The organism is Aeromicrobium choanae, assembly GCF_900167475.1.
Lineage (GTDB): Bacteria > Actinomycetota > Actinomycetes > Propionibacteriales > Nocardioidaceae > Aeromicrobium > Aeromicrobium choanae.
The window spans coordinates 449,708-475,407 of record NZ_LT796768.1 but is presented as its reverse complement, the minus strand read 5'-3'; the positions used below and the strand labels follow the sequence as shown (position 1 = coordinate 475,407).

The 25,700-nt window shown below is 72.3% G+C and carries 17 protein-coding genes; 15 read left to right on the top strand and 2 right to left on the bottom strand.

The genetic code is table 11. The features are described 5' to 3' along the window. Window positions 1–60: 60 nt before the first annotated feature. Window positions 61–1,581, top strand: a complete 1,521-nt coding sequence (locus B5D60_RS17265; RefSeq protein WP_172806232.1) for a choice-of-anchor A family protein — start codon at window positions 61–63, stop codon at window positions 1,579–1,581. Here the strand turns inward: B5D60_RS17265 and B5D60_RS02225 are convergent. Continuing rightward, complete coding sequence (locus B5D60_RS02225) at window positions 1,532–3,277, bottom strand: CDP-glycerol glycerophosphotransferase family protein (protein ID WP_153302841.1); 1,746 nt, start codon at window positions 3,275–3,277, stop codon at window positions 1,532–1,534. The genes B5D60_RS17265 and B5D60_RS02225 overlap by 50 nt on opposite strands. Window positions 3,278–3,399: 122 nt before the next feature. Here B5D60_RS02225 and B5D60_RS02220 point away from each other — a divergent pair, with 122 nt between their 5' ends. The 6 genes from B5D60_RS02220 to B5D60_RS02195 all read left to right on the top strand — a co-directional run bounded on the left by B5D60_RS02220 (window position 3,400) and on the right by B5D60_RS02195 (window position 11,476). After that, window positions 3,400–4,707: a TrkH family potassium uptake protein gene (locus tag B5D60_RS02220; RefSeq protein WP_231948949.1), complete on the top strand. Its 1,308-nt coding sequence runs from the start codon at window positions 3,400–3,402 to the stop codon at window positions 4,705–4,707. After that, window positions 4,700–5,374: a potassium channel family protein gene (locus tag B5D60_RS02215; RefSeq protein ID WP_078698635.1), complete on the top strand. Its 675-nt coding sequence runs from the start codon at window positions 4,700–4,702 to the stop codon at window positions 5,372–5,374. Before B5D60_RS02220 ends, B5D60_RS02215 begins: the two co-directional genes overlap by 8 nt. Window positions 5,375–5,403: 29 nt before the next feature. Next, complete coding sequence (locus B5D60_RS02210; RefSeq protein WP_172806231.1) at window positions 5,404–6,066, top strand: DNA alkylation repair protein; 663 nt, start codon at window positions 5,404–5,406, stop codon at window positions 6,064–6,066. 74 nt (window positions 6,067–6,140) lie between these two features. Further along, a complete protein-coding gene (gene leuS, locus B5D60_RS02205; protein WP_078698634.1) occupies window positions 6,141–8,951 on the top strand; it encodes a leucine--tRNA ligase in 2,811 nt (936 codons plus the stop codon). A gap of 39 nt (window positions 8,952–8,990) precedes the next feature. Next, on the top strand, window positions 8,991–9,881 hold the full coding sequence (locus B5D60_RS02200) for an ABC transporter ATP-binding protein (RefSeq protein WP_078698633.1): 891 nt from the start codon (window positions 8,991–8,993) through the stop codon (window positions 9,879–9,881). Then, complete coding sequence (locus B5D60_RS02195) at window positions 9,878–11,476, top strand: ABC transporter permease (RefSeq protein WP_078698632.1); 1,599 nt, start codon at window positions 9,878–9,880, stop codon at window positions 11,474–11,476. Before B5D60_RS02200 ends, B5D60_RS02195 begins: the two co-directional genes overlap by 4 nt. Before the next feature lie 10 nt (window positions 11,477–11,486). Here the strand turns inward: B5D60_RS02195 and B5D60_RS02190 are convergent, their stop codons facing one another. Beyond that, window positions 11,487–12,812 (bottom strand): MFS transporter, encoded by a 1,326-nt coding sequence (locus B5D60_RS02190; protein ID WP_078698631.1) that lies wholly within the window; start codon window positions 12,810–12,812, stop codon window positions 11,487–11,489. A 189-nt stretch (window positions 12,813–13,001) separates the two neighbouring features. Here B5D60_RS02190 and nirB point away from each other — a divergent pair, with 189 nt between their 5' ends. The 8 genes from nirB to B5D60_RS02150 all read left to right on the top strand — a co-directional run bounded on the left by nirB (window position 13,002) and on the right by B5D60_RS02150 (window position 25,688). After that, window positions 13,002–15,563 (top strand): nitrite reductase large subunit NirB, encoded by a 2,562-nt coding sequence (gene nirB / locus B5D60_RS02185; protein WP_078698630.1) that lies wholly within the window; start codon window positions 13,002–13,004, stop codon window positions 15,561–15,563. Then, window positions 15,560–15,922, top strand: a complete 363-nt coding sequence (nirD, locus tag B5D60_RS02180; protein ID WP_231948948.1) for a nitrite reductase small subunit NirD — start codon at window positions 15,560–15,562, stop codon at window positions 15,920–15,922. The genes nirB and nirD overlap by 4 nt, the downstream gene beginning before the upstream one ends. Then, window positions 15,919–17,046: a uroporphyrinogen-III synthase gene (locus B5D60_RS02175; protein WP_231948947.1), complete on the top strand. Its 1,128-nt coding sequence runs from the start codon at window positions 15,919–15,921 to the stop codon at window positions 17,044–17,046. The genes nirD and B5D60_RS02175 overlap by 4 nt, the downstream gene beginning before the upstream one ends. A 156-nt stretch (window positions 17,047–17,202) precedes the next feature. Then, window positions 17,203–17,919 carry a sirohydrochlorin chelatase gene (locus B5D60_RS02170; protein WP_078698628.1) on the top strand — a complete coding sequence of 239 codons (717 nt, stop codon included), beginning with the start codon at window positions 17,203–17,205 and terminating at the stop codon, window positions 17,917–17,919. A gap of 2 nt (window positions 17,920–17,921) precedes the next feature. Then, window positions 17,922–21,797 carry a bifunctional nitrate reductase/sulfite reductase flavoprotein subunit alpha gene (locus B5D60_RS02165; RefSeq protein ID WP_078698627.1) on the top strand — a complete coding sequence of 1,292 codons (3,876 nt, stop codon included), beginning with the start codon at window positions 17,922–17,924 and terminating at the stop codon, window positions 21,795–21,797. A 35-nt stretch (window positions 21,798–21,832) separates the two neighbouring features. After that, window positions 21,833–22,675, top strand: coding sequence for a DegV family protein (locus tag B5D60_RS02160; protein ID WP_078698626.1), 843 nt, complete (start codon window positions 21,833–21,835; stop codon window positions 22,673–22,675). Window positions 22,676–22,765: 90 nt separating this feature from the next. After that, complete coding sequence (locus B5D60_RS02155; RefSeq protein ID WP_078698625.1) at window positions 22,766–23,491, top strand: helix-hairpin-helix domain-containing protein; 726 nt, start codon at window positions 22,766–22,768, stop codon at window positions 23,489–23,491. After that, window positions 23,472–25,688: a ComEC/Rec2 family competence protein gene (locus B5D60_RS02150; protein ID WP_078698624.1), complete on the top strand. Its 2,217-nt coding sequence runs from the start codon at window positions 23,472–23,474 to the stop codon at window positions 25,686–25,688. The genes B5D60_RS02155 and B5D60_RS02150 overlap by 20 nt, the downstream gene beginning before the upstream one ends. Window positions 25,689–25,700: the final 12 nt, after the last annotated feature.

The window sequence follows — 25,700 nt, the reverse complement described above, 5'->3', positions numbered from 1 at the left end:
ATCGGCCCGGCTGCCCGATCCGTGAATCCCACCTACGATGGCGAAATGGCGCTGCGCACCGTGGGTAGGACTCTGACCGTTGCGGGAATTCTGGCGGCGGCAGCCGGTGCGAGCCTGGTGGTCTCGCCGCCGGCGTGGGCCGTCGGGCCGGTCAATCCCGTGGTCATCGATCCCGCAGCGCCGGCCAACGACGGCTTCCAGGTGCTCGTGGAGGGCGACGTCTCCCTCAGTGGTGGGCAGATCGGCGGCTCCCTCGCGGTGGGGGGAGATCTTGCCTTCAGCGCCACCCACGAGATCGCGGGCTCCACCATCGCCGAGCCGCCCGAGGGCGTCGCGCTCTACCTCCAGGGCGACCTCGCCTTTCCGTCTGCGGGCTCCGACGCCGTCCTGCGGGTGAACGGGGGTGAGGCGCGCGTCCTCGGCCAGGACAGCTTCGACCCCTACGACACCGGTCCCGGGCTGGAATTGGTTCCCCCGGGTGCCGCTTCCGGAAGCCTGCCCCGGGTCGATGTCCAGCTCCACGAGGACCCGGCCACGCTGTCCGAGCCGCTGGACGATGTCGACATCGCCGCAGCGTTCGGCGAGTACCGGGTCCTCAGCACCCGCATCGGCACGTGCGAGACGACCGTGCCCTTGACGGAGGCGAACGGGACCGAGCTGGAGCGTCCCCTGGCGCCGGGCTCGACCGCCTATGTCTCCATGGAGTCCGGACAGACGAACGTGCTCGACCTGACCGCGGAGGAACTCGCCGGACTGGGCGGCATCACCTTCCGCGAGCCCGTGCCGTCGGCGGACGCGCCGCTGGTGGTCAACGTGTCGGGCAGCAGCTTCTCGGGCACGATCCCCCAGCTTGCGGGCGTGGGCGCCGCGCAGGCGCCCTACATCCTGTGGAACTTCCCCGATGCGACGTCGGTGGAGGTGACGGGAGGCGCTCAGCTGCTGGGCACCCTCTACGCGCCGAACGCAGCCGTGCGCTGGGCTTCGCAGAGCCCTCTGGACGGCAACGTCATCGCGGCCTCACTGCGCCACGGTGGCGACGCGGGAGCGGCCGGCCGGATCGACGAGGTGCCGTTCGCCGGGCTGATCGAGTGCGCGGAGCCGACGACCGAGCCGACCACGGAACCGACGACCGAGCCGACCACTGAGCCGACGACTGAGCCGACGACTGAGCCGACGACTGAGCCGACGACTGAGCCGACGACTGAGCCGACGACTGAGCCGACGACCGAGCCGACGACTGAGCCGACGACCGAGCCGACGACTGAGCCGACGACCGAGCCGACGACCGAGCCCACCACGGAGCCGACGACCGAGCCCACCACGGAGCCGACGACCGAGCCGACGACCGAGCCGACGGACGAGCCGACGGACGTCGCGGCGGGTGGCGACGAGCAGGGCCCGGGCTCGGACGACTACTGGAGCTCCGGCGGCGGCGGAGGAGGCACGGGCCTGGCCGACGCCGGCGGACCGGGAGCCGCGATCCTCGTGGGCGGCGCGGTGGTCACCGCGGCCGGACTGCTGCTCCTGCTGCTCAGCGGTAGATCGAGCGCTCGGCGTCCGAACGCTGCACGAAGGCCGTGACGGCGTCGCGGAACGCCTCGAGCGTGCGCTGCTCCGGCGCGCCGAGCAGGTAGGTCGCGAGCTTCGACCGGTACTCGGCCAGCAGGTCGGGGCCCCGGCCGGTGATCACGTCGAGGAACTCGTCGACGCCCTGCGCGTTGCCGTCGAGCAGGGTGGCGGCGGCGCTGGACGGGTAGTCCTCACGGAACTCCTTGGTCGAGATGCCCGCGTGGTTGAACACGGCGTACGGCTTCTCGCCCGCGAGCCAGTCCGAGAGCACGCTCGAGATGTCGCTCACCAGCGCGGTGGACTGGTTCATCCAGCCGGTCAGCGATCCGCTCGTGACGACGCGGTGGTCGATGCCCGTGCGGGCCTTGGCGTCGTCGAGCCGGCGCGCGATCACCGCGTGGGCGATGCGGTACTTGGCGTCGCGCTGTCCGGTGAACGGGTGCGGCTTGTAGACGACGCGCACCGACCCGTCGGCCAGCAGGGCGTCGATCAGCTTCACGCCGATGGCCCGCAGCGAGGAGTACTCCTGGTGTTGGTTCACGCCCTCCCACGTGGGGGCGTAGAGCACCGTGGGGATCTCGGCCTCGCCGACGCGGGGCGTGCGCTCGACGGCGTGCACCTGGGGCCGGCCGACGAACCGGTACTGGTCCTCCGGGATGTGCATGCCGGAGCGGCGGTAGCGGTCTGCGCCGGCCTCGCCGGCGACCCACAGCTCGTCGTAGACACGTGAGAACGGGTTGTTCGACGCGCTCTTGTCGCTGTCGCCGTGACCGATGAAGGCGCTCATCATCGTGGGCAGGCGGAGCAGGTGGATGTTGTTGCCCGTGTTGCTCGGGTACAGCGCCACCTTGACCATCGAGAAGTCGAGCATCAGCAGCTCGCCCGGCGCGGGCAGCGACAGCGTGGGCAGCGACGAGGACGCCATCCGCTCGAACAGGGGATGGTCGCGCAGCACCACGAAGACGCGCTGGTCCAGATTCTCGAGGGCCTCGATCCAGGTGTTGATCTGGTAGGCCGCGGTGTCGGGGCCGGAGAGGTGGACGACCACCTCGGGGCGGTACTCGTCGAGGAACTTCTGGACGGCCGAGAGCTGGGGGGTGAAGCCCGTGGCCCGCTTGGCGGTGCGCATGCGCCAGCTGGCGAGCACGTCGGGCACGGTCCCGGCGGCCAGGACCGCGAAGGCGGCCACCCCGACGGACAGCACGATCCACCACGGGGCGCCGAGGATCGCCGGCGCGAGGGCGGCGAGCTGGACGACCGTCACGAGCACGGGACGGGTGCGGGGCTCCTCGGCGATGTACGTGTCGCCCGGGATGTGGCGGGTGCGCATCGGCTTGAGGGGGCCGATCCGCCGGTACTCGGCGTGCAGGGCGCGCGCGCACAGGCCGGTGACGATCAGGAGGGTGACGAGCAGGAAGGCGTGCAGCGCCGTGTCGTCGGCGAACTGCGACGAGGCCGTGGCCGCCACGATGACGCGCAGCGCGAAGCGCAGCGGAGGTCCGGCCGACGCCTGGCGCAGCAACATCGACGACAGGGGCGAGCGGCGCTCGAGGAGCCACTCGGAGAGGACCGAGACGATCAGCGCGATCGCGGCGGCCAGGTCGAGGTCCAGCACGACGAGCAGCAGCGCCAGCAGGATCGTCCCGTTGACCAGCAACAGGCCCGGAAGCTCCGCGCTGTGACCCACCCGCGCGACGAGAGAACGCACGAAACGCGCCGGGGAAGCCATGGGCGGCAATCTACCGCGTGTGACGGTTGTGGCCGGTGTACCGTCGGGGCGTGCCTTGGGGACGTCGCCGATTTCGCCTCCCGGCGTCGATCGCCCATCCCGTGCGATTGCTGCCGCTGGCCTTCCTGACCCTCATCCTCGCCGGCACCCTCCTGCTGCTGCTGCCCTTCGCCCGCGAGGGGGAGCAGGATCCCTCGTTCATGGACGCGTTCTTCACGTCCACCTCGGCCGTCACGGTCACCGGCCTGGCCACCGTCGACACGGGCACCTACTGGTCGATCATCGGGCAGGCGATCATCCTGGTCCTCGTCGAGATCGGCGGCATCGGGATCATCGCGATGACTACGGTGCTCGGCCTGTTCGTGGGCGGCCGGCTGGGCCTGCGCACCCGCCTGGCCGCGCAGACCGACATGCACGTCGTGAGCCTCGGCGACGTCGGCCCGCTGTTCAAGCGCGTGGCCTTCACGACACTGGTCTTCCAGGGCGTCACCGCGGCGATCCTCACGTGGCGGTACTACACCGGCTACTTCGACTCGTTCGCGTACTCGCTCTGGCACGGCATCTTCGACGCGGTGATGGCGTTCAACAACGCCGGCTTCTCGCTTCACCCCGACAGCCTGACGAGCTATGCCGGCGACTACGCCGTCATCCTGCCCATCTCGGTGGCGGTCTTCGCCGGCGGTGTGGGCTTCCCCGTGCTGGCCGAGCTCTACCAGGAGTGGCGCTCGCCGAAGACGTGGACGATCCACACGCGGCTGACCGTCTGGGGCTCGCTGGCGCTGCTGGCGATCGCCTCGGCGATGTTCGTCCTCGTCGAGTGGAACAACTCCGCCACGATCGGCGACCTGAGTCCCATCGACAAGCTCGTGACCGGCATCGAGGGCGGCATCATGACGCGCTCGGGCGGCTTGGCCAGCTTCGACTGGGGCGCGGTCGAGCCCGTCACCCTGAACACGGCGATCATCATGATGTTCATCGGCGGCGGCAGCGCGTCCACCGCGGGCGGCATCAAGGTGACGACCTTCCTGCTGCTGGGCTACGTCATCCTGGCCGAGCTGCGCGGCGAGGAGCAGGTGCGCATCGGCTCGCGCGCGATCAACCCCCGCACCATCCGCACGGCGCTGAGCATCGCGCTGATCGCCGTGGGTTTGGTCACGGGCGGCGCGATGGCCCTCATGATGGTCGCGAACACCGCCTACGCCGACAGCCTCTTCGAGTCCGCCTCCGCCTTCGGCACCGTGGGCCTGTCCACCGGTTTGACCCCCGAGCTCAACATCCCGGGCCAGCTCGTCCTCATCGTCTTGATGTTCATCGGCCGAGTGGGCACGATTACGGCAGCCTCCGCGTTCGTGCTGAGGCGGCGCCAATCCAGGTATCACCTTCCCGAGGAGCAACCGATCATTGGGTAACACCGACCCCCTCACCGCGCCCGTCCTCGTCGTGGGACTCGGGCGGTTCGGCTCCGCCGTCGCACGGTCGCTGGTCCGGCTCGGCCACGACGTCCTGGGCGTCGACGAGGACGCCCAGCTGGTGCAGCGCTTCGCCAGCGAGTTCACCCACGTCGTCTCGGCCGACACCACCGACACCGAGGCCCTGCGCCAGATCGGCGCCGAGCAGTTCGACCGCGCCGTCGTGGGCATCGGCACCGACATCGAGGCCAGCGTCCTGACCGTGCTGAGCCTCGTGGAGCTGGGCGTCTCGGAGGTGTGGGCCAAGGCCATCAACGCCAAGCACGCCCGGATCCTCGAGCGGGTCGGCGCCACGCACGTCGTGCGTCCCGAGTCGGCGATGGGGGAGCGCGTGGCCCACATGGTCACCGGCGCGATGATCGACTACATCGAGTTCGACGACGGCTTCTCGATCGCGCGCACGCGGGCGCCGAAGCTCGCGGCCGGGCGCACGCTGCTGGAGTCCCAGCTGCGGGCCAGGTTCGGGGTCACCGTCGTCGGCGTGAAGCGCCGGGGCGAGGACTTCACGTACGCGCGTCCCGAGACCTCGATCGCCGCCTCCGACGAGCTCATCGTCTCCGGCCCCACCCGCAAGGTCGAGACGTTCTGCGCGCTGAGGAACGAGTAGTCCTCGGTGCCGACCCCAGGGTGACTCCCTTGACCTCGACCGCGGCTGACCTCCTGCGGGAGCTGCGCGATGCCGCGGACCCTGCCGCGCATCCGCAGCGGCACTACCACGGCGGCGCCGGCGTCCTGGGAGTGCGGATGGGCACGGTCTTCGAGCTCGCCAAGCGACACAGCGGCATGACGCTGGGCGACGTCGGCCGGCTGCTCGACGAGCGCGAGTACGAGCCGCGGCTGGCGGCGTTCTGCGTCGTCGACTTCCAGGTGCGCCGCAAGGGCATCACGGATGCGGAGCGCGAGGAGCGCTACGACCTGTATCTCGCCCGGCACGACAGGATCGACTCGTGGGACATGGTCGATCGGGCCGCTCCGCGCGTGGTCGGTCAGTTCCTGCGCGACCGGTCGAGGGAGCCGCTGTTCGCGCTGGCCGCGTCGCCCGACCCCCTGCGTCGTCGCACGGCCATGACGGCGCCGCTGGCGTACACGCGCCCGGCGCACCCCGAGGGCATCGCCGACCTCCTGCGTCTCGCCGAGCTGCTCGCCGCCGATCCCGACCCGCTCGTCTCCAAGCCCGTCGGGATCGCGCTCAAGCACGCGGGCGCCGTCGCACCGGACGAGGTGCGCGCCTTCCTGGATCGACTGGGCGACCGGCTTCCCGCGCCCGTGCGCCGCGAGGCCCGGGCCAAGCTGCCGTAGCGAGCGCTGGGGCCTCGGCGGTGCGGCGACCGCCGGTGCACCGGGTGGGTCCGGTCGCCGGATAGTGTTGACCGGTGAACTACCAGACCCCGGAGGGTGCGGCACCCGAGAGCGCGACGCACCGGTACACCAGCGAGTACGCCGGCCGCATCGAGACCGCGTGGCAGGACCGCTGGGAGGCCGAGGGCACCTTCGAGGCGCCCAACCCGGTCGGTGACCTCGCCACCGACGACACCCGGCACAACGCGGGCGGCTCCAAGTACTTCCTGATGGACATGTTCCCGTACCCCTCGGGTGCGGGCCTGCACGTCGGCCACCCGCTGGGCTACATCGCCACCGACGTCGTCGGCCGCTTCCGCCGCATGCAGGGCGACAACGTGCTGCACGCGCTGGGCTACGACGCGTTCGGCCTGCCCGCGGAGATCTACGCCGTCCAGACCGGCCGCCACCCGCGCGAGACGACGCTGGAGAACATCGCGAACATGCGGCGCCAGCTGCGCCGCCTCGGCCTGGCCCACGACGAGCGCCGCTCGTTCGCCACGATCGAGCCCGAGTTCATGCGCTGGACGCAGTGGATCTTCCTGCAGATCTTCAACTCCTGGTACGACCCCGAGCAGGGCCAGGCCCGTCCCATCGCCGAGCTGATCGAGGCGCTGGGCACCGACGACCCCGAGGTCATCGACCAGCACCGCCTGGCCTACATCAGCGAGTCGCCCGTGAACTGGTGCCCGGGCCTGGGCACCGTGCTGGCGAACGAGGAGGTCACCGCCGACGGTCGCAGCGAGCGCGGCAACTTCCCCGTCTTCAAGCGCAGCCTGCGCCAGTGGAAGATGCGGATCACGGCCTACGCCGACCGCCTCATCGACGACCTCGACCGCGTCGACTGGCCCGAGCCGGTCAAGCTCATGCAGCGCAACTGGATCGGCCGCTCGCACGGCGCGAGCGTCGTGTTCGACTCCTACGCGGGCCCGATCGAGGTCTTCACCACGCGTCCGGACACGCTGTTCGGCGCCACGTACATGGTGCTGTCGCCCGAGCACCCGCTGGTCGAGGCGCTGACCGCCGACGCGTGGCCCGAGGCCGTCGACCAGCGCTGGACCAGCGGGGCGCCCGATCCCGTCACCGCCGTCGAGCAGTACCGCCGCGAGGCCGCCGCGAAGTCCGACGTCGAGCGCCAGGAGAACAAGGAGAAGACGGGCGTCTTCACCGGCTCCTTCGCCACGAACCCGGTCAACGGCGAGGCCATTCCCGTGTTCATCGCCGACTACGTCCTCATGGGCTACGGCACCGGCGCGATCATGGCCGTGCCTTCCGGAGACCAGCGCGACCACGACTTCGCCACGGCCTACGACCTGCGGATCGTGCCCACCCTGGAGGAGCAGCGCGGCCTCGATCACGCCTACGCGGGCGCGGGCACGGCCGTCGACTCCGACAACACCGGCCTCTTCGGCGACGAGGGCGTCAGCCTCGACGGCCTGGCCGTCGACGACGCCAAGGCCGCGATCATCGCGTGGCTGGAGCAGCGCGGCCTCGGCGAGGGCACCACCACCTACCGCCTGCGCGACTGGCTGTTCAGCCGCCAGCGCTACTGGGGCGAGCCCTTCCCGATCGTCTACGACGAGGCCGGCCACGCGATCGCGCTGCCCGAATCGATGCTGCCGGTCGAGCTGCCCGAGGTGCCCGACTACTCGCCCAAGACCTTCGAGCCCGACGACGCCACGAGCGAGCCCGAGCCGCCGCTGGCGCGCGTGCCCGAGTGGGTCGAGGTCGAGCTCGACCTCGGCGACGGCCCGAAGCGGTACCGCCGCGAGACCAACACGATGCCGAACTGGGCCGGCTCCAGCTGGTACGAGCTGCGGTACACCGATCCGCACAACAGCGACGTGCTCGCCGACCCGACGAACGAGCGCTACTGGCTCGGTCCGAAGGCGCCCGGCGAAACCGGCGGCGTCGACCTGTACGTCGGCGGCGTCGAGCACGCCGTCCTGCACCTGCTGTACGCGCGCTTCTGGCACAAGGTGATGTTCGACCTCGGCCACGTCAGCAGCGAGGAGCCGTTCCACCGCCTGTTCAACCAGGGCTACATCCAGGCGTACGCGTTCACCGACGAGCGGGGCACCTACGTGCCGGCCGACGAGGTGGAGGAGCGCGACGGCGGCTGGTTCTTCGAGGGCAGGCCCGTCAACCGCGAGTACGGGAAGATGGGCAAGAGCCTCAAGAACATCGTCACGCCCGACGACATGTACGAGGCCTACGGTGCCGACACGTTCCGCGTGTACGAGATGAGCATGGGCCCGCTGGACGTGTCGCGTCCGTGGGAGACCCGCGCCGTCGTGGGCGCGCAGCGCTTCCTGCAGCGCGTCTGGCGCCTCGTCGTCGACGAGGAGACCGGCGAGGTCGTCGCCGACGACGCCGAGCCCGACACCGCGGCCCTGCGTGCCCTGCACCAGGCGATCGCCGGCGTCACCGAGGACATGGGCGAGCTGCGGTTCAACACCGCGATCGCGAAGCTCATCGAGCTGACGAACCACCTCACCAAGGAGTCGGTGCGCTCGCGCTCGGTCATCGAGCCGCTCGTGCTGATGCTGGCGCCCGTCGCCCCGCACCTGTCCGAGGAGCTGTGGTCACGTCTCGGCCACGAGGAGACCCTCACGTACGAGGCCTGGCCCGTCGCCGACGAGCAGTACCTCGTCGAGGACCTGGTCACGTGCGTCGTGCAGATCCAGGGCAAGGTCCGCGGCAAGCTCGAGGTCCCCGCCGACATCAGCGACGAGGACCTCACCGCCCTGGCGCTGGCCGAGCCCAACGTCGTGCGCACCATCGGCGACCAGGAGATCCGCAAGGTGATCGTGCGGGCGCCCAAGCTGGTCAGCGTCGTCGTCTGAGCCTGCTGGAGGAGGTCACTCGCGTGTCACGATGAGCGAGTGACCGCCATCGAGCTGAGCAACGTCGTCAAGAGCTTCGGTGCCGTGCGCGCCCTGGACGGTGTCGACCTGTCGGTCGAGGCCGGGGAGGTCCATGGCTTCCTCGGGCCGAACGGTGCCGGCAAGTCGACCACGATTCGTGTCCTCCTGGGTCTGCTGAAGGCCGACTCCGGCACGGCCCGGCTGCTCGGTGGGAACCCGTGGAGCGAGGCGGCGGAGCTCCACCGCCGGATCGCGTACGTTCCCGGCGACGTGGCCCTGTGGCCCGGCCTCACCGGCGGCGAGGTGATCGACGTGCTGGCCCGGATGCGCGGAGGCCTGGACGAGGCACGTCGCGCGGAGATGATCGAGCGGTTCGAGTTCGATCCCAGCAAGAAGAACCGAACCTACTCCAAGGGGAACCGGCAGAAGGTGGCGCTCATCGCCGCGCTGGCCAGCCGGGCCGAGCTGTACCTGCTGGACGAGCCCACGTCGGGACTCGACCCTCTCATGGAGGCGGAGTTCCAGAGGGCCGTCCTCGAGCTGAAGGGCGAGGGTGCGACCGTGCTGCTGAGCTCGCACATCCTGGCCGAGGCGGAGGCGCTGTCCGACCGGATCAGCATCATCCGGGCCGGTCGCGTCGTGCAGAGCGGCTCGCTGGCCGAGCTGCGGCACCTGACCCGGACGACGGTCATCGCCGAGACCGCTCGGCCCGCTGCGCTCATCTCGGAGGTGGAGGGGGTGCACCATCCCCGGTTCGACGGCGCGCGGGTCACCTTCGACGTGGAGTCGGTCCACCTCGACGCAGCGGTGCAGGCGCTCGCACCGCTCGGTGTGCTCTCGCTCGCGGCCCATCCGCCGACGCTGGAGGAGCTCTTCCTGCGTCAGTACGGCGAGGAGGTGCCGTCGTGAGCTCGCCCTTCACGGGGACACGGCATCTCCTTCGGCTCGTCCTGCGGCGTGACCGGCTGATCCTGCCGCTGTGGATCGCTGGCCTCGGAGGCACGATCGCGGCCAGCGCGCTGGCCGTCCCGTCGATCTACGACACCCCCGGGAAGATCGCCGGGTACGCGAGCGCGGTCGGGGCGAGTCCTGTCAGCTTCCTCATGAGCGGCCGCCAGGCCGGGATCGACACCCTGGGCGGCATCGTCGCGAACGAGATCTCGCAGGTCGCGCAACTGGGCATCTGTCTCATGGTGATGTTCCTCGTGGTTCGCCACACCCGGGCCGAGGAGGAGACCGGTCGTGCGGAGCTGGTGCGCTCCACGGTGGTGGGCCGCCACGCCGCGACACTCGCGGGTCTGCTGTACGGCGTGTCCGCGGCGCTGCTGATCGGCCTCGTCACGACCGTCGCGATGCTCGCGGTGGACCTGGACCCCGTGGGCAGCCTGACCTACGGCGCGGGCCTCACGCTGCTCGGACTCAGCTACGTCGCCATCACGCTGGTCGCCGTGCAGCTGTCGACGTCGGCGCGTGGCGCCCTCGCGCTGGCCGGGGCGGCGATTGCGGTGGGCTACCTGGTCCGCGGCCTGGGAGCGATGCAGGACAACGCGCTCGTGTGGGTCTCACCCTTCGGGTGGGCGCAGCGCATGGACGCCTTCGGCGACGAGCAGTGGTGGCCGGCCGTGCCCCTGGTGCTGCTGACGGCGGCGATGCTCGTCGTGGCCGGCTGGCTCACCGTCCGTCGCGACTTCGCCGGTGGCGTGCTGCCGGCTCGCCCCGGCCGGCCGCGCGCGTCCCGGTTCCTCAGCACGCCGCTGGGCCTGGCCCTTCGCCTCCAGCGCGGCCTGGTCATCGGCTGGGCGATCGGCGTGACGGCGCTCGGACTGCTCTACGGGGCGGTCATCCCGACGATTCCGGACCTCGTCGCCTCGAACCCGGACATCGCCGAGGTCATCGGCGCGTCGCCCGACGTCGAGGATCAGCTCATCGACGCGTTCCTGCGCTACATCTTCCTGTTCATGGCGGTGGTCTCCTGCGGCTTCGCGGTCACATCGGTGCTCCGGCTCCGCGCGGAGGAGGAGTCCGGCCGCGCGGAGCTGGTGCTGGCCACGGGTGTCAGGCGGGTCTCGTGGATGACCGCTGCCGTCTCGGTCGCCTTCGCCGGTGCACTGCTCCTCTCGCTGCTGATGGGTCTGGGCCTCGCCGTGGGCTACGCGGTCGGGCTGGGGGAGTGGGACCGGATCGTCGAGCAGGTGGGCGGGCAGGTGAGCTACCTGCCGGGCGTGCTCGTCGTGGCCGCGTTCGCCGTCGCCCTCTTCGGCGTGTGGCCGCACCGGTCCCTGCTGGCGTGGGCGGTCGTGGCATTCGTCGCCCTCCAGGTCATGCTCGGCGAGACGCTGCGGCTCCCGGACTGGGTCGACTCCCTCTCGCCGTTCACGCACCTGCCCGAGGTGCCGGTCGAAGGGTTCGAACCGGTCCCTGCGCTGGTCGAGATCGTCCTGGCGGCGGCCCTGGTGGTGGCGGGCCTGTGGGCGTTCCGGCGCCGCGACATCACGACCGGATGATCCGTCCGCCTCAGACCCGCGCCGCGGCCGTCTCGGTGCCGGGGCGGGCGTAGACGCCCCAGGCCACGACCAGCATCACGGCGTACACCCCGGCGAAGGCCCACAGCCCGCCGGTGATGCCCAGCTCGGCGAACGTCCGGGGGACGAAGAAGGAGCCCAGCGCGCCGACGGCGCCCGCGATGCCGATGCAGCCGGCCGCCGCCCGGTGCGCCCGCGCCTTCGCGGCGTCGTCGTCGGCGCCGATGAGGAACGCGATCGGGATCATCCGGTAGACCGAGCCGTTGCCGATGCCCGCGGCGCCGAACAGCAGCAGGAACAGCCCCAGGAAGAGCCCGAAGCCGGCCTCGTCGAGGGTGAGCACCAGGCCGACGACGCCGACGCCCATGGCCATGTACGAGCCCATCGTCACGCGCGTGCCGCCGAACCGGTCGGCCAGGGCGCCGCCGAAGGGGCGGGTCAGGGCGCCGGTGGCCGCACCCAGGAACGCCACCGCGATCGGCACGTCCGGGTGCATCGCCTTCATGAGCGTGGGGAATGTCAGCGAGAAGCCCAGGAACGACCCGAACGTGCCGATGTAGAGGAACGAGATCACCCAGGTGTGGTGGTTCTTCACGGCGAGCGCGTAGCTGCGCAGGTCCGACTTCGCGTTCGACAGGTTGTTCATGAGCACGAACGCCGCGAGCGCCGACAGGATCGCGGCGGGCACGAAGATCAGGCCGGCGCGCTCGAGCGCGATGCCCGCACCCGAGGTGATGATGAGCGGCACCACCAGCTGCACGATGCCGGTGCCGAGGTTGCCGCCGGCGGCGTTGATCCCGAGCGCCTTGCCCTTCTCGCGCTGCGGGTAGAAGAACGAGATGTTGACCATCGACGAGGCGAAGTTGCCGCCGCCGAGACCCGCCAGCGACGCCACCAGCAGCATGACGCCGAACGAGGTCGTCGGGTCGCTGACCGCCCACACCAGCCCGAGCGACGGGATGAGCAGCAGCAGCGCCGAGATCACCGTCCAGTTCCGGCCGCCGAACACCGGCACCATGAACGTGTAGAGCACGCGCATGGCCGCGCCCGTGAGTCCGGGCAGCGCGATCAGCCAGTAGAGCTGGTCGGTCGTGTACGCGAACCCGGCCGCGCCGAGGTTGGGCACCACCACGCTCCACACGCCCAGCATCATGAAGCCGAAGAACTCGGCGAAGACCGACACGGCGAGGTTGCGGCGGGCGATCGCGCGTCCCTCGCCCTCCCACTGGTCGGCGTCCTCGGGGTTCCAGCCGTCGATCCAGCGGCCGGGGCGGTGGACGAGTGACGAGGTCTGCAGGTCGGTCTTCACAGTGGTCATCAGGGCTCCTGACGCGGGGCGGGTCGGACGTCCCGACGCTAGGAAGGCCGCATTTCACCCACGCGCTCCTTCGGGTAACCGGGCGGGAACGTTCTGCTCACAGGCCACCTCGTGCCGGTGTGAGACCGATGTCATTGTTTGTTACATCCAGATATCGGGTCGGAAACCTGCGACACCGAGGCTGGATGCATGACACGCAAGAGACTCATCGTCGTCGGCGCCGGCATGGTGGCGCGCCGCCTGGTCGAGGCACTCGTCGAGCGCGGCGCGACCGCGCAGTGGGACATCGACGTGTTCGGGGAGGAGAGCCGCCCGCCGTACGACCGTGTGGCGCTCACCTCCTTCTTCACGGTCGCCGACCCCGACGACCTGCTGCTCGGCGACCAGGGCCTGTGGCGCACGCCGGGCGTCCGCCTGCACCGTCACGCCCAGGTCAGGGGCATCGACCGGGAGTCCCGCACGGTCACGGTGCACGGTCGCGAGGAGCACTACGACGAGCTCGTGCTGGCCACCGGCTCGTACGCCGCGGTGCCGCCGATCGACGGTGCCGACCTGCCGGGCTGCTTCGTCTACCGCACGGTCGACGACGTCACCGAGCTGCGCACGTGGGTGCGTGACCGCGGCGAGCAGCTCGGTCATCCTGCCCGCGGCGTCGTCATCGGCGGCGGCCTGCTGGGCCTCGAGGCCGCCGGCGCCCTGCGCGAGCTGGGTGCGGAGTGCACGGTCGTCGAGTTCGCCGACCGCCTCATGCCCGTGCAGCTCGACCTCGCCGGGGGACAGGCGCTGCGCCGCCTCATCGAGGGGCTCGGCGTCGAGGTGCGCACCTCCACCGCGACGAAGTCCGTACGCACCGGCCGGGGCACGAAGAAGGTCGGCCGGATGACGTTCGCCGACGGCGAGACCATCCCGGCCGACGTCGTCGTCTTCGCCACCGGCGTGCGTCCCCGCGACGAGCTGGCCCGCGAGGCGGGGCTCGAGGTGCACCCGCGTGGCGGCATCATGGCCGACCCGGCGTGCCGCACCAGCGACGACCACATCTGGGCCATCGGCGAGGTCGCCTGCATCGCCGACCGCGTCTGGGGCCTCGTGGGTCCGGGTTACACGATGGCCGAGGTCGTGGCGGACCGGCTGCTCGGCGGCTCGGCCGCCTTCACCGGCGCCGACCTGTCCACCAAGCTCAAGCTGATGGGCGTCGACGTCGCCAGCTTCGGCGACGCCTTCGCCGCGAAGGGTGGCAGCCTCGAGGTCGTCTACGCCGACCCGCTCGCGGGCGTCTACAAGAAGCTCGTGATGAGCGACGACGCCTCCACGCTGCTCGGCGGCATGCTCGTCGGCGACGCCTCGGCCTACACGAGCCTGCGGCCGATGGTCGACGCCGAGCTCGGCAGCGATCCCGCGGCCTGGCTCATGCCCGACGGCGTGGAGCCGCCGACCACGGGTGCCCTGCCCGACGCGGCCACCGTCTGCTCCTGCAACAACGTGTCGGCGGGCACCATCCGGTGCGCGATCAGTGGCGGTGAGTGCACCGACCTCGCCGGCGTGAAGGCATGCACGAAGGCCGGCACCAGCTGCGGTTCGTGCGTGCCGCTGGTGAAGCAGATCGTCAACGCCGAGCTCGAGTCGCAGGGCATCGCGGTCAGCAACGCGCTGTGCGAGCACTTCGACCTCAGCCGCGCCGAGTTGTACGAGGTCGCCCGCATGACGGGCATCGGCTCGTTCAGCGAGCTGATCGCCAAGCACGGACGCGGTCACGGCTGTGACATCTGCCGGCCCGTCGCCGCCTCGATCCTGTCCACGCTGGGGCGCGGCCACGTGCTCGACCGCGAGAACGCGCGCCTGCAGGACACCAACGACCACGTCATGGCGAACCTGCAGAAGGACGGCACGTACTCGGTCGTGCCCCGGATCCCGGGTGGCGAGGTCACGCCCGAGGGGCTCATCGTCATCGGCCAGGTCGCCGCCGACTTCGGGCTCTACACCAAGATCACCGGCGGTCAGCGGATCGACCTCTTCGGCGCCCGCATCGACCAGCTGCCGGCGATCTGGAAGCGCCTCGTGGACGCCGGCTTCGAGTCGGGTCACGCGTACGGCAAGAGCCTGCGCACCGTGAAGTCGTGCGTGGGCCAGACCTGGTGCCGGTACGGCGTGCAGGACTCCGTCGGCCTGGCCGTCGAGCTCGAGCTGCGGTACCGCGGCCTGCGCTCGCCGCACAAGATCAAGCTCGGCGTCTCCGGGTGCGCCCGCGAGTGCGCCGAGGCCCGCGGCAAGGACGTCGGGGTCATCGCCACCGACCACGGCTGGAACATGTACGTCGGCGGCAACGGCGGCTTCATGCCCCGCCACGCCCAGCTCTTCGCGGAGGATCTCACCACCGAGGAGCTCATCCGGGCCATCGACCGGTTCCTGCTCTACTACGTGCGCACGGCCGACCGGCTGCAGCGGACGGCGCCGTGGATCGAGTCGATCGAGGGCGGCATCGAGCACGTGCGCGACGTCGTGCTGCACGACTCGCTGGGCATCGGGGAGGAGCTGGACGCGCAGATGGCCGAGCACGTCGAGAACTACGCCGACGAGTGGGCGCAGACCCTGGCCGACCCGGAGAAGCTGGCGCAGTTCGGCTCCTTCGTCAACGCCCCGGACACCCCCGATCCCGACCTGTCCTACGTCGAGGAGCGGGGCCAGCGCCGGCCCGCCGACCCCGTCGTGATCGCCGGCGGCACGCTGCCCGTGCGGACGGAGGCTGTGCAGTGAGCGCGGCCTTGTCGGAGACGGTCTCCGAGTCGGCGTGGACCGCCGTGTGCACGATCGACCGGCTCTGGGTCGACCGGGGCGCCGCGGCGCTGGTGAACGGCGAGCAGGTGGCGCTCTTCCGAGTCGGCGACGGCGAGATCCTCGCGGTGGGCCACCGCGACCCGTTCACGGGCTCGAACGTCATCGCCCGCGGTCTCGTCGGGTCGCGGGGCGACGTGCCCACGGTCGCCTCACCCCTGCACAAGCAGGTGTTCGACCTGCGCACCGGCGTCTGCCTCGACGACCCCGAGGTCTCGCTGGGGCACTGGGACGTGCGGGTCGTCGACGACGTCGTGTGGTTGCGGCGGGGGGACGCGTGACCCCTCACGGGCCGGTGCTCGCCGGAACCCGCATCCTCGTCACGGCGCAGCGCCGCGCCACCGACCTGGCGAGCGCGCTGGTGCGCCGCGGCGCGCAGGTGCACATCGCCGCGACGCTCGGGGTCGAGGCACACATCGACGAGGACACGCTCGTGCGGCGCACGCAGGAGCTCATCGCCGACCGCCCGGACGTCGTGGTGGTCACGACCGGCATCGGCTTCCGCAGCTGGCTGGAGACGGCCGAGTCCGTCGACCTGCTCGAGCCGCTGCTCGAGGTCCTGGCGGCGGCGCGGATCGTCGCGCGAGGGCCCAAGGCCCGAGGCGCCATCCAGGCCTCGGGGCTCGTGGCGGACTGGGTCGCCGAGTCCGAGACGTCGCGTGAGATGGCCGAGTACCTCGTGGCCGAGGGCGTCGAGGGGATGCGGATCGCGGTGCAGCACCACGGTGCCGGCGACGACGGGCTGGAGTCCGCGGTCACGGCGGCCGGCGCGTCCACGGTGCCCCTCGTGGTCTACCGGTGGGGCCCGCCGCCGGATCCCGAGGCCGTCGAACGGTCGGTGCGCGACGCCGCGTCCGGTGGCTTCGACGCGATCGTCTTCACGTCCGCCCCCGGTGCGAGCGCCTGGCTGTCCGTCGTGCGCGACCTCGGCGAGCGGGCCACCCTGCTGGAGCTGGCGCGGGAGGGACGACTCGTGCTCGCCGCCGTCGGGCCGGTCACCGCCGAGCCCCTCGTCGTCGCGGGCTTCGAGCCGCTCGTGCCCGACCGCGGCCGCCTCGGTGCCCTCGTGAGGTCGATCGTCCTGCACTTCGGCGGCGACGACCTCGGCGTCGACGTCGCCACCGGCCGGCTGCGCCTGCACGCCACGGCGGCCACCCTCGACCACGCGGTGCTGCCGCTCCCGCCCGCCGGACTGGCCGTCCTGCGGCTGCTGGCGTCCGACCCCGGCGCCGTCTTCACCCGCGACCAGGTGCTGTCGGTGCTGCCTCGCGCCACCGACGACCACCATGCCGCCGACGTCGCCGTCGGGCGCCTCCGGGAGGCCCTCGGCGACCGCAGCCTCGTCAAGACCGTCGTCAAGCGCGGCTACCGCCTCGAACCACTCCACCGGGAGGACATCGCATGAGCGAGCGTCAGCGAGTGAGCATCAGAGAAATCATGACGGCGCCGACATACTCTGCCCTTTCCACGGAGGTGGCGTCATGAGCGAGCGTCAGCGAGTGAGCATCAGACAAGTCATGACGGCGCCGACGTACTCTGCGCTTTTCACGGAGGTGGCGTCATGAGGATCGCGTCACGGCCCGTCCTGATCGCCTGCAGCCACGGCACCCGCTCGGCCCGGGGCGCCGCCGCGGTGGCCGCCCTCGTCGAGGCCGTGCGCCGGGCGCTGCCCTCCGTGGAGGTCCGCGACACCTGGGTCGACGTCCAGGAGCCGGCCCTGCCCGAGGTCGCCGCCTCGGTGGCCGACCGACCCGCCGTGGTCGTCCCGCTGCTGCTGTCGGCCGGCTACCACGTGCACCACGACATCGCGGGCGTCGTCACGAGGCGGCCCGGTCACGTCGCGGCCGACCCGCTGGGACCGCACCCCGCCATCACGCGGACGCTGGTGTCGCGCCTGCACGACGAGGGCCTGCGACCCGACGACACGGTGGTGCTGGGTGCCTCCGCGTCCAGTGACCCGCGCGCGCTGGCCGACCTCCGCGCGACGGCCGCCGATCTCTCGGTCCGGCTCGGCCGTCGCGTCGAGCTCGGCCACGTGGGCCACTGCGGCACGCCGCTGGGCGAGGTCGTGGCCGCCGTGAGGCGCCCGGGCCGACGGGTGCTGGTCGCCAGCCACCTGCTCGCGCCCGGTCACTTCCACGACGCTCTCGGCCGGGCCGGGGCCGACGTCGTCACCGCCCCCCTGCTCGACGAGCGCCGGCCCGACGAGCGACTGGTGTCCCTCGTGCTGGAGCGGTACGCCGCCGCCTGCGCCCACGACCTCGCGACCGCGGTGTGACGATGGTCGACACCGTCTGCGGCTACTGCGGCGTCGGGTGCGGACTGACGCTGCAGGTCGAGCGGCGGCACGACACGGTGCGGGTCACCGGCGCCGTGGGCACGGCCGGTCACCCCGCCAACGCCGGACGGCTCTGCACGAAGGGCGCCACCACCGCCGACCTGCTCGCCGCACCGGGACGCATGGAGAAGGCATCGGTGCGGTCCGACCGGGGAGCCGAGCGGGTCGAGGTCGGGATCGAGGCGGCGCTCGACGAGGCGGCCACCCGGTTCCGCACGGTGATCGACGAGCACGGACCCGATGCGGTGGCGCTCTACGTCTCGGGCCAGATGTCACTGGAGGCGCAGTACCTCGCCACCAAGCTGGCCAAGGGCTACCTGCGCACCGTCAACATCGAGTCGAACTCGCGGCTGTGCATGGCCAGCGCGGGCACCGGCTACAAGCAGTCGCTGGGCGCCGACGGCCCGCCCGGCTCCTACGACGACTTCGACCACGCCGACCTGTTCCTGGTGATCGGCTCGAACATGGCCGACGCCCACCCGATCCTGTTCCTGCGGATGATGGAGCGAGTCAAGGCCGGTGCGCGCCTCGTCGTCGTCGATCCCCGCCGCACCGCGACCGCCGAGAAGGCCGACCTCTTCTGCCAGATCCGGCCCGGCACCGACCTGGCCTTCCTGAACGGGCTGCTGCACCTGCTGCTGGAGGCGGGGGCCGTCGACCGCGAGTTCGTCGACCACCACACGCGCGGCTGGGACGACGTCGAGGCGATGATGGCCGACTACGCGCCCGACGCCGTCGCCGCCACGACCGGCATCGCCGCCGACGACCTGCGCACCGTCGCCGGGTGGATCGCCGAGGCGGGCGACTGGATGACCTGCTGGACCATGGGCCTCAACCAGTCCACGCACGGCACCTGGAACACCAACGCGATCTGCAACCTGCACCTGGCCACCGGGGCGATCTGCCGCACCGGCTCGGGCCCCTTCTCGCTGACGGGCCAGCCGAACGCGATGGGCGGCCGCGAGATGGGCTACATGGGCCCGGGGCTGCCGGGGCAGCGCTCGGTGGTCTCGGCCGCCGACCGCTCGTTCTGCGAGGACGTGTGGGGGCTCTCCCCGGGCGCGATCCGCGACGAGGTCGGCCGCGGCACGATCGACCTGTTCGAGCAGCTGGCGGCGGGCGAGGTCAAGGCGGCCTGGATCATCTGCACCAACCCCGTGCACTCCGTGGCGAACCGCTCCACCGTGCTGGAGGGGCTGGCCGCGGCCGACCTCGTGGTGGTGCAGGACTCCTACGCCGAGAACGAGACGCTCACCCACGCCGACATCGCCCTGCCCGCCGCGCTGTGGACCGAGGCCGAGGGCGTCATGGTGAACTCCGAGCGCAACCTCACGCTGTGCCGGCCGGTCGGACCGCCGCCGGGCGACGCCCGCCCCGACTGGAGGCTCATCGCCGACATCGCGACCCGCCTCGGCTTCGGCGAGGCCTTCGCCTTCGACAGCGCCGAGGAGGTGTTCGAGGAGATCCGGGCGTTCGCCAACCCGGCCACCGGGTACGACCTGCGCGGTGCGACCTACGAGCGTCTCCGCGAGGGTTCGCTGCAGTGGCCGTGCCCGCCGGGCGGCGAGCGCCGCAACCCGGTCCGCTACGTCGACGACGCCGGCATCTCGTTCCCGATGCCCGACGGGCGCGCCGTCTTCCACGCCCGGCCCCACCTGCCCCCGGCCGAGCTGCCCGACGACGACTTCCCCGTGGTCCTCAACACCGGGCGGCTGCCGCACCAGTGGCACACCATGACCAAGACCGGCAAGGTCCCGCGTCTGAACCGGCTCAACCCCGACCCCTTCGTCGAGGTCCATCCCGACGACGCGGCGGCGCTCGGGATCGGCGAGGGGTCGCCGGTGCGGATCGTCTCGCGGCGTGGCGAGGCGGTGCTGCCGGCCGTCGTCACCGACCGCGTGCTGCCCGGCACCTGCTTCGCGCCGATGCACTGGGGCGAGATGACGGGGGAGGGGCTGGCGGTCAACGCCGTCACGAACGACGCGGTCGACCCCGATTCGCTGCAGCCGGAGTTCAAGGCCTGCGCGGTGCGCCTGGAGCGCGCGCCGATCCGGCTGCCGGTCGCGCCACCGGTGGGCACGGAGCCGTCCGAGCTGGAGACGGCCTGGCTCGCGGGCTACCTGGCCGCGATGACGCACCAGGCACCCACGCTGCCGCCGTCGGCACCGGTCGCGCCGGAGGTGCGGGCGTGGTTCGCCGAGGTGCTCGCCGCCGTTGCTCCCGACCCGCAGGACGCCTCGGCCGACGTCACAATCCTCACCGCGTCGCAGACGGGGCGCGTGGAGGACCACGCCCCGGAGCTCGTCCGCCTCCTCACCGGGAGGGGCCTGACCGCCGTCCACCGCTCGCTCGCCGGCGTCCGCCCCGAGGACCTCACCGGCACGGTCCTGTTCGTCACGAGCACGACGGGCGACGGCGACCCACCCACGGAGGCGGCGGCGTTCTGGCGCCTCCTCGCGGCAGACGCGCCACGCCTCGTCGGGCTTCGGTACAGCGTGCTGGCCTTCGGCGACTCCACGTACGCCGACTTCTGCGGGTTCGGACGGCGCCTCGACGAGCGCCTGGCCGACCTCGGTGCCGAGCGCCTCGCCGCACGCGCCGACTGTGAGCCGGCCTTCGACGCCCCGGCCTCGGCCTGGCTCGACTCCGTGGGCCGCGCGCTGGGCGCCGTCGACGCGATCACGGTGACCGAGCCCGACACCCCGGCGTACGGCCGCAACCGACCTCTCGTCACGAGGCTGACGCGCAACGAGCTGCTGACGGCGACCGACTCGTCCAAGGAGGTGCGACGGTTCGGCTTCCACCTGCCCGAGGGCACGCTCGAGTACGAGCCGGGCGACGCGCTCGCGGTGGCGCCCCGCGTGGACCCGGCCTACGTCGACGCCTGGCTGACGCTCACCGGGCTCGACGGCGACGCCCTGCTGGAGTCCGACGGCGAGCCGGTGCGCCTCGCCGACGCGCTGGCCGAGCGGTACGACCCGGTCACGATCACCCCGGCCGTCGTGCGGCTCGTCATCGACCGCCATCGCGGTGCCGTGAGCGGCCTGCCCGACCCCGACGACCGGCTCGCGGTGCAGGAGTGGGCGTGGGGTCGGCAGATCGTGGACCTGCTGCACGACCACCCCACACTGGCGCGACTCGACCAGTGGCTCACCGTGCTCGGCCCACTCACGCCGCGGCAGTACTCGATCTCGTCCAGCCCGCTCGAGGACCCGAGCGAGGTCCAGGTGACCGTCTCGGTGGTCCGGCACCGCGTGCACGGCCTGCGGCGGCACGGCATCTGCTCGAGTCACCTCGCCGACCGGGCGGGGGAGCAGGACGTCAGCATCCACGTGCAGCGCCAGCGTCACTTCCGCCCACCGAGCGACCCCGGCGCCGCCGCGATCATGATCGGCCCCGGCACCGGCGTCGCGCCGTTCCGCGGGTTCCTGAAGCACCGCGCGCTCGCCGGCGAGCCCGGCCCGAACTGGCTGTTCTTCGGCGACCGCAACGCGACCACGGACTTCCTCTACCGCGACGAGCTCGAGTCGTTGCGCCGCGACGGCGTGCTGACCCGGCTCGACACGGCGTTCTCGCGCGACCAGGACCGCCGTGTCTACGTGCAGGACCGGATGCGCGAGCAGGGCCTCGACCTGTGGCGCTGGCTCGACGAGGGTGCTCACCTCTACGTGTGCGGCGACCGCGTGCACATGGCCAAGGACGTCGAGGCCACGCTGCTGCACCTGGCCGAGCGCCACGGAGGCCTGTCGCGCGACGGTGCGCGCGACTGGCTCGCCGGGCTGGCCGAGGAAGGGCGCTACGCGAAGGACGTCTACTGACGACGGTGCCCACCCTGCTGGGTAGGGTTTCGGCCATGACCGTGGCCGTCGTGACCGATTCCACCGCGTCGTTGGATCCCGACGACGCGGCGCGCGAGGGCATCACCGTCGTGCCCACCACGGTCATCATCGGCGCGCGGGTCTACACCGAGGGTGTTGATGTGACCTCCCAGATGATCGCCGACGCACTGACCGAGTCCGTCCCCGTGAGCACCTCGCGGCCGTCGCCCGAGACGTTCCAGGCCGTCTACCGCGCCCTCGCGTCCACCGGCGTCGACGAGATCGTGTCGGTCCACATCAGCTCGAAGGTCTCCGGCACCGTGGACGCGGCGCGGCTCGCGGCCGACCGGGTCGACGTCCCCGTGCGCGTCGTGGACACGATGCAGGCGGGACTGGCCACCGGGTTCGCGGCGGGCGCCGCGGCCCGCGCGCGCGACGCGGGCGGCACCGCCGAGCAGGTGGAGGCTGCCGCGGTCGCCTCGGCCCGCTCGGCCCGCGTGCTGCTCTACGTCGACACGCTCGAGTACCTGCGTCGCGGTGGCCGCATCGGCCGGGCCGCGGCGCTCATCGGGTCCGCGCTGGCGGTCAAGCCGATCCTCACCCTCGAGGACGGGGTGGTGACGCCCCTGGAGAAGGTCCGCACGTCGTCCAAGGCGCTGGCCCGCCTCGTCACGCTCGCCGTCGAGACGGTGGGCACCTACCCGGGGGACTTCGACATCGGCGTGCTGCACCTGGCCAGTGAGCCGGTGGCGGTGGGGGTGGCCCACTCCCTCGCGCAGAAGCTGGACCGCGCCGAGGTCGCCGTGGACGAGGTGGGCGCCGACATCGGGGCGCACGTAGGACCCGGCATGATCGCCGTCACCGTCAGCGCCCGCTGACCGTCCACAGGGCCGCCGCCGCGCGGCCCGCGGTCCACAGGCCGCGCGCGAGTGGTTCCGCCGGGCGCAGGGCGTTCCTAGGGTCGCGACATGGCTCCCGTCCCGCCCGAGACCCGCGCCCAGGTCGCACGGCAGCGCCTCGCCGAGCTGGCCGCGACCTTCGACGCCACCCTCCCCGACCCTGACCGTCCACCGCCCGGCCGGCGTCGCAGGCCCGATCCCTCCCGGCGCCTGCTGCGGCCGGGGCACGTGCGGTTCGCGGCGGTCGTGGGCGGGGCGGCGGCGGTGCTCGTCGTGTGGTGGCTGCTGGCGGGGCGGCCCCACGAGGTGACGGTGCCGACGTCGTCGGGGGTCGAGGTGGCCGGCACCACGCCGTCCGCGGGGGCCACGTCGGGCACGCTGGTGGTCGACGTCGCGGGCCGGGTGCGCCGCCCCGGGATCGTCACCCTGCCGCCGGGGTCGCGCGTGCACGAGGCGATCAAGGCCGCGGGCGGCACCAAGGGCAAGGTCGACACCGCGTCCCTCAACCTCGCGCGCGTGCTCACCGACGGTGAGCAGGTGGTGGTCGGTGCCCCGGCTGCCGCACCGTCCGGGGGAGCGGCGAGCCCGTCGGGGCAGGCGGAAGCCGTCGTGAACCTCAACTCGGCCGACCTCGTGGCCCTCGACTCGTTGCCCGGCGTCGGACCGGTGACGGCCGAGGCGATCGTCGCGTGGCGCGAGGAGAACGGCCCGTTCCGCTCCGTCGACGACCTGTTGGACGTCAAGGGGATCGGCGAGGCGACCCTGGCCGACCTGCGTGACCGGGTCTCGGTCTGACCTGCGCGTCGTCCCGGCCGCCCTCGTGGCGTGGGCGACCGCAGCCGGGCTCACCCGGGCCCCGGTGGCGGCCTCGCTCGCCGTGGCGGTGGCCGCCGTGGTGGTGCTCGTCTGGGGGTGGCGCCGGCCCCTGCTGGCGTTCCCGGCGGCGGTCCTGGTCGTCGTCGCGGCCACCTGCGGGTGGCGCCTGACGGCTGTCGAGTCCTCCCCGGTGACGCTGCTGGCCGAGCGCGGAGCGACAGTGCGCGCTGAAGTGCACGTGCGCGAGGACGCGCGCGTGTTCTCGGGCGCCGGCGGACCGGGGACGGTGGTGCCGGTGACGGTGCGCGTCGTGGAGTCGCGCGGTCGGACCTGGCGTGTGCGCGTGCGGGCGACGGCCTTCGTCGAGGGCTCCGAGCGGTTCGTCACGGGAACGCGGCTGCTGGTGCGCGCCGGGCTCGAGCCGTCGGACGGCAGCGACGAAGCGGCCGTGCTGCGGGTGCACGACTGGCGCCGCGCGGGGGCCGGTCCGTGGTGGTGGCGGTGGAGCGAGGTGGTGCGCGACGGCGTCCGCGACGGCGTCGACCACCGTGGCGACCAGGCCGCGGCGCTGGTGCCCGCACTCGTCGCGGGGGACGAGTCAGGCCTCTCCGACCGCACGCGCGAGGAGTTCGCGACCACGGGCCTGACCCACCTGCTCGCGGTGTCCGGCGCGAACCTGACGATCGTGCTCGGCATCGTCCTGCTGGGCCTGCGCGCCGTCGGGGCTTCGCGTCGCACCGTGCTGCTGGCCGGCGTGCTGACCGTCGTGGCGTTCGTGGTCGTGGCGCGTCCCGAGCCCAGCGTCCAGCGCGCCGCGGTGATGGGCTCGGTCGCCCTCGCCGGGCTCCTCGTCGGCAGCGCCGGTGCCGGACTGCGAGCTCTCGCGTGGTCGGTCGTGGCGCTGGTGGTGCTGGACCCGTGGCTGGCGACCCGGCCCGGCTTCGTCCTCTCCGTGTCGGCCACGGCGGGCATCATCGCGTTCGCACCGCCGCTGGCCCGCCGCCTGCACTGGCTGCCGCTACCCGTCGCCACCGCCGTGGCGGTGCCGATCGCGGCTCACCTCGCGTGCCTCCCGGTCGTCACGTCGCTGAGCGGCGAGATCTCGATGGTGGCCGTGTTCGCGAACGTCCTCGTGGCGCCCGCGGTCGCGCCGGCCACCGTCGCGGGCCTCGCGGCCGGGCTGGTCGACCTCGTGGCGCCCGCCCTCGCCCCGGTGCCGGGCACGGTCGCGTGGGCGGCGGCCTCGGTGATCGTGCGGGTCGCCCGCCTCGGCGCCTCCTTACCGGGCGCCGCGATCGCGTGGCCGTGGCCGTGGTGGACGCTGATCCCCGTCACGCCGCTGATCGGGTGCGGCGTGTGGTGGCTGCTGCGACGCCCCGCGCTGGCGGTCGGCATGACCCTCGGGCTGCTGGTCGCGATCGTGCGCACGCCGACGCCGGGCTGGCCGCCGCGCGACGTGGTGGTCGTGGCGTGCGACGTCGGCCAGGGTGACGGGTTCGTCGTGCCCACGGCGCCGGGGGAGGCGATCGTGATCGACGTCGGCCAGGAGCCCGGTCCCATCCACCGCTGCCTGACCGAGCTCGAGATCGATCGCATCTCCCTGCTGCTGTTCACCCACGGCGACGCCGACCACGTGGACGGTTGGCGTGGAGCAGTGCGCGGGCGGGAGGTCGACGTGCTCGCCGACGGACCCTCGGGTGGTCCGTCCGTGCCCGCCGCGCGTCGGATCCGGCTGCTCGCCGGCCAGCGCGTGAAGGTGGGCGGCGTCGACCTCGAGGTGCTCTGGCCGCGTGCCGACACCGGCCGCGTCGCGCCCGAGGCCCGCAACGACGCGAGCGTGGTCGTTCGGGCCACCGTGCGCGGCCACCGGATCCTGTTCACCGGCGACCTGGGGGAGGAGGCCCAGCGCGGCCTCGGCCGGCTCAACGCCGACCTGTCCGCCGACGTCCTCAAGGTGGCGCACCACGGGAGCGCCGACCGCTGGGAGGGTCTGCTCGAACGGGTCGCTCCGTCGGTCGCGCTGATCGGCGTCGGGGCCGACAACCCGCACGGCCACCCGACCTCCGCGGTGCTCGACGACCTCGCGCGTCAGCGGGTCGCGGTGTGGCGCACCGACACCTCCGGCACGATCGCCGTCCTCGATCGCGACGGGCACCTCGTCGTGTCGGCGCGGTGACCTATTCTCGGG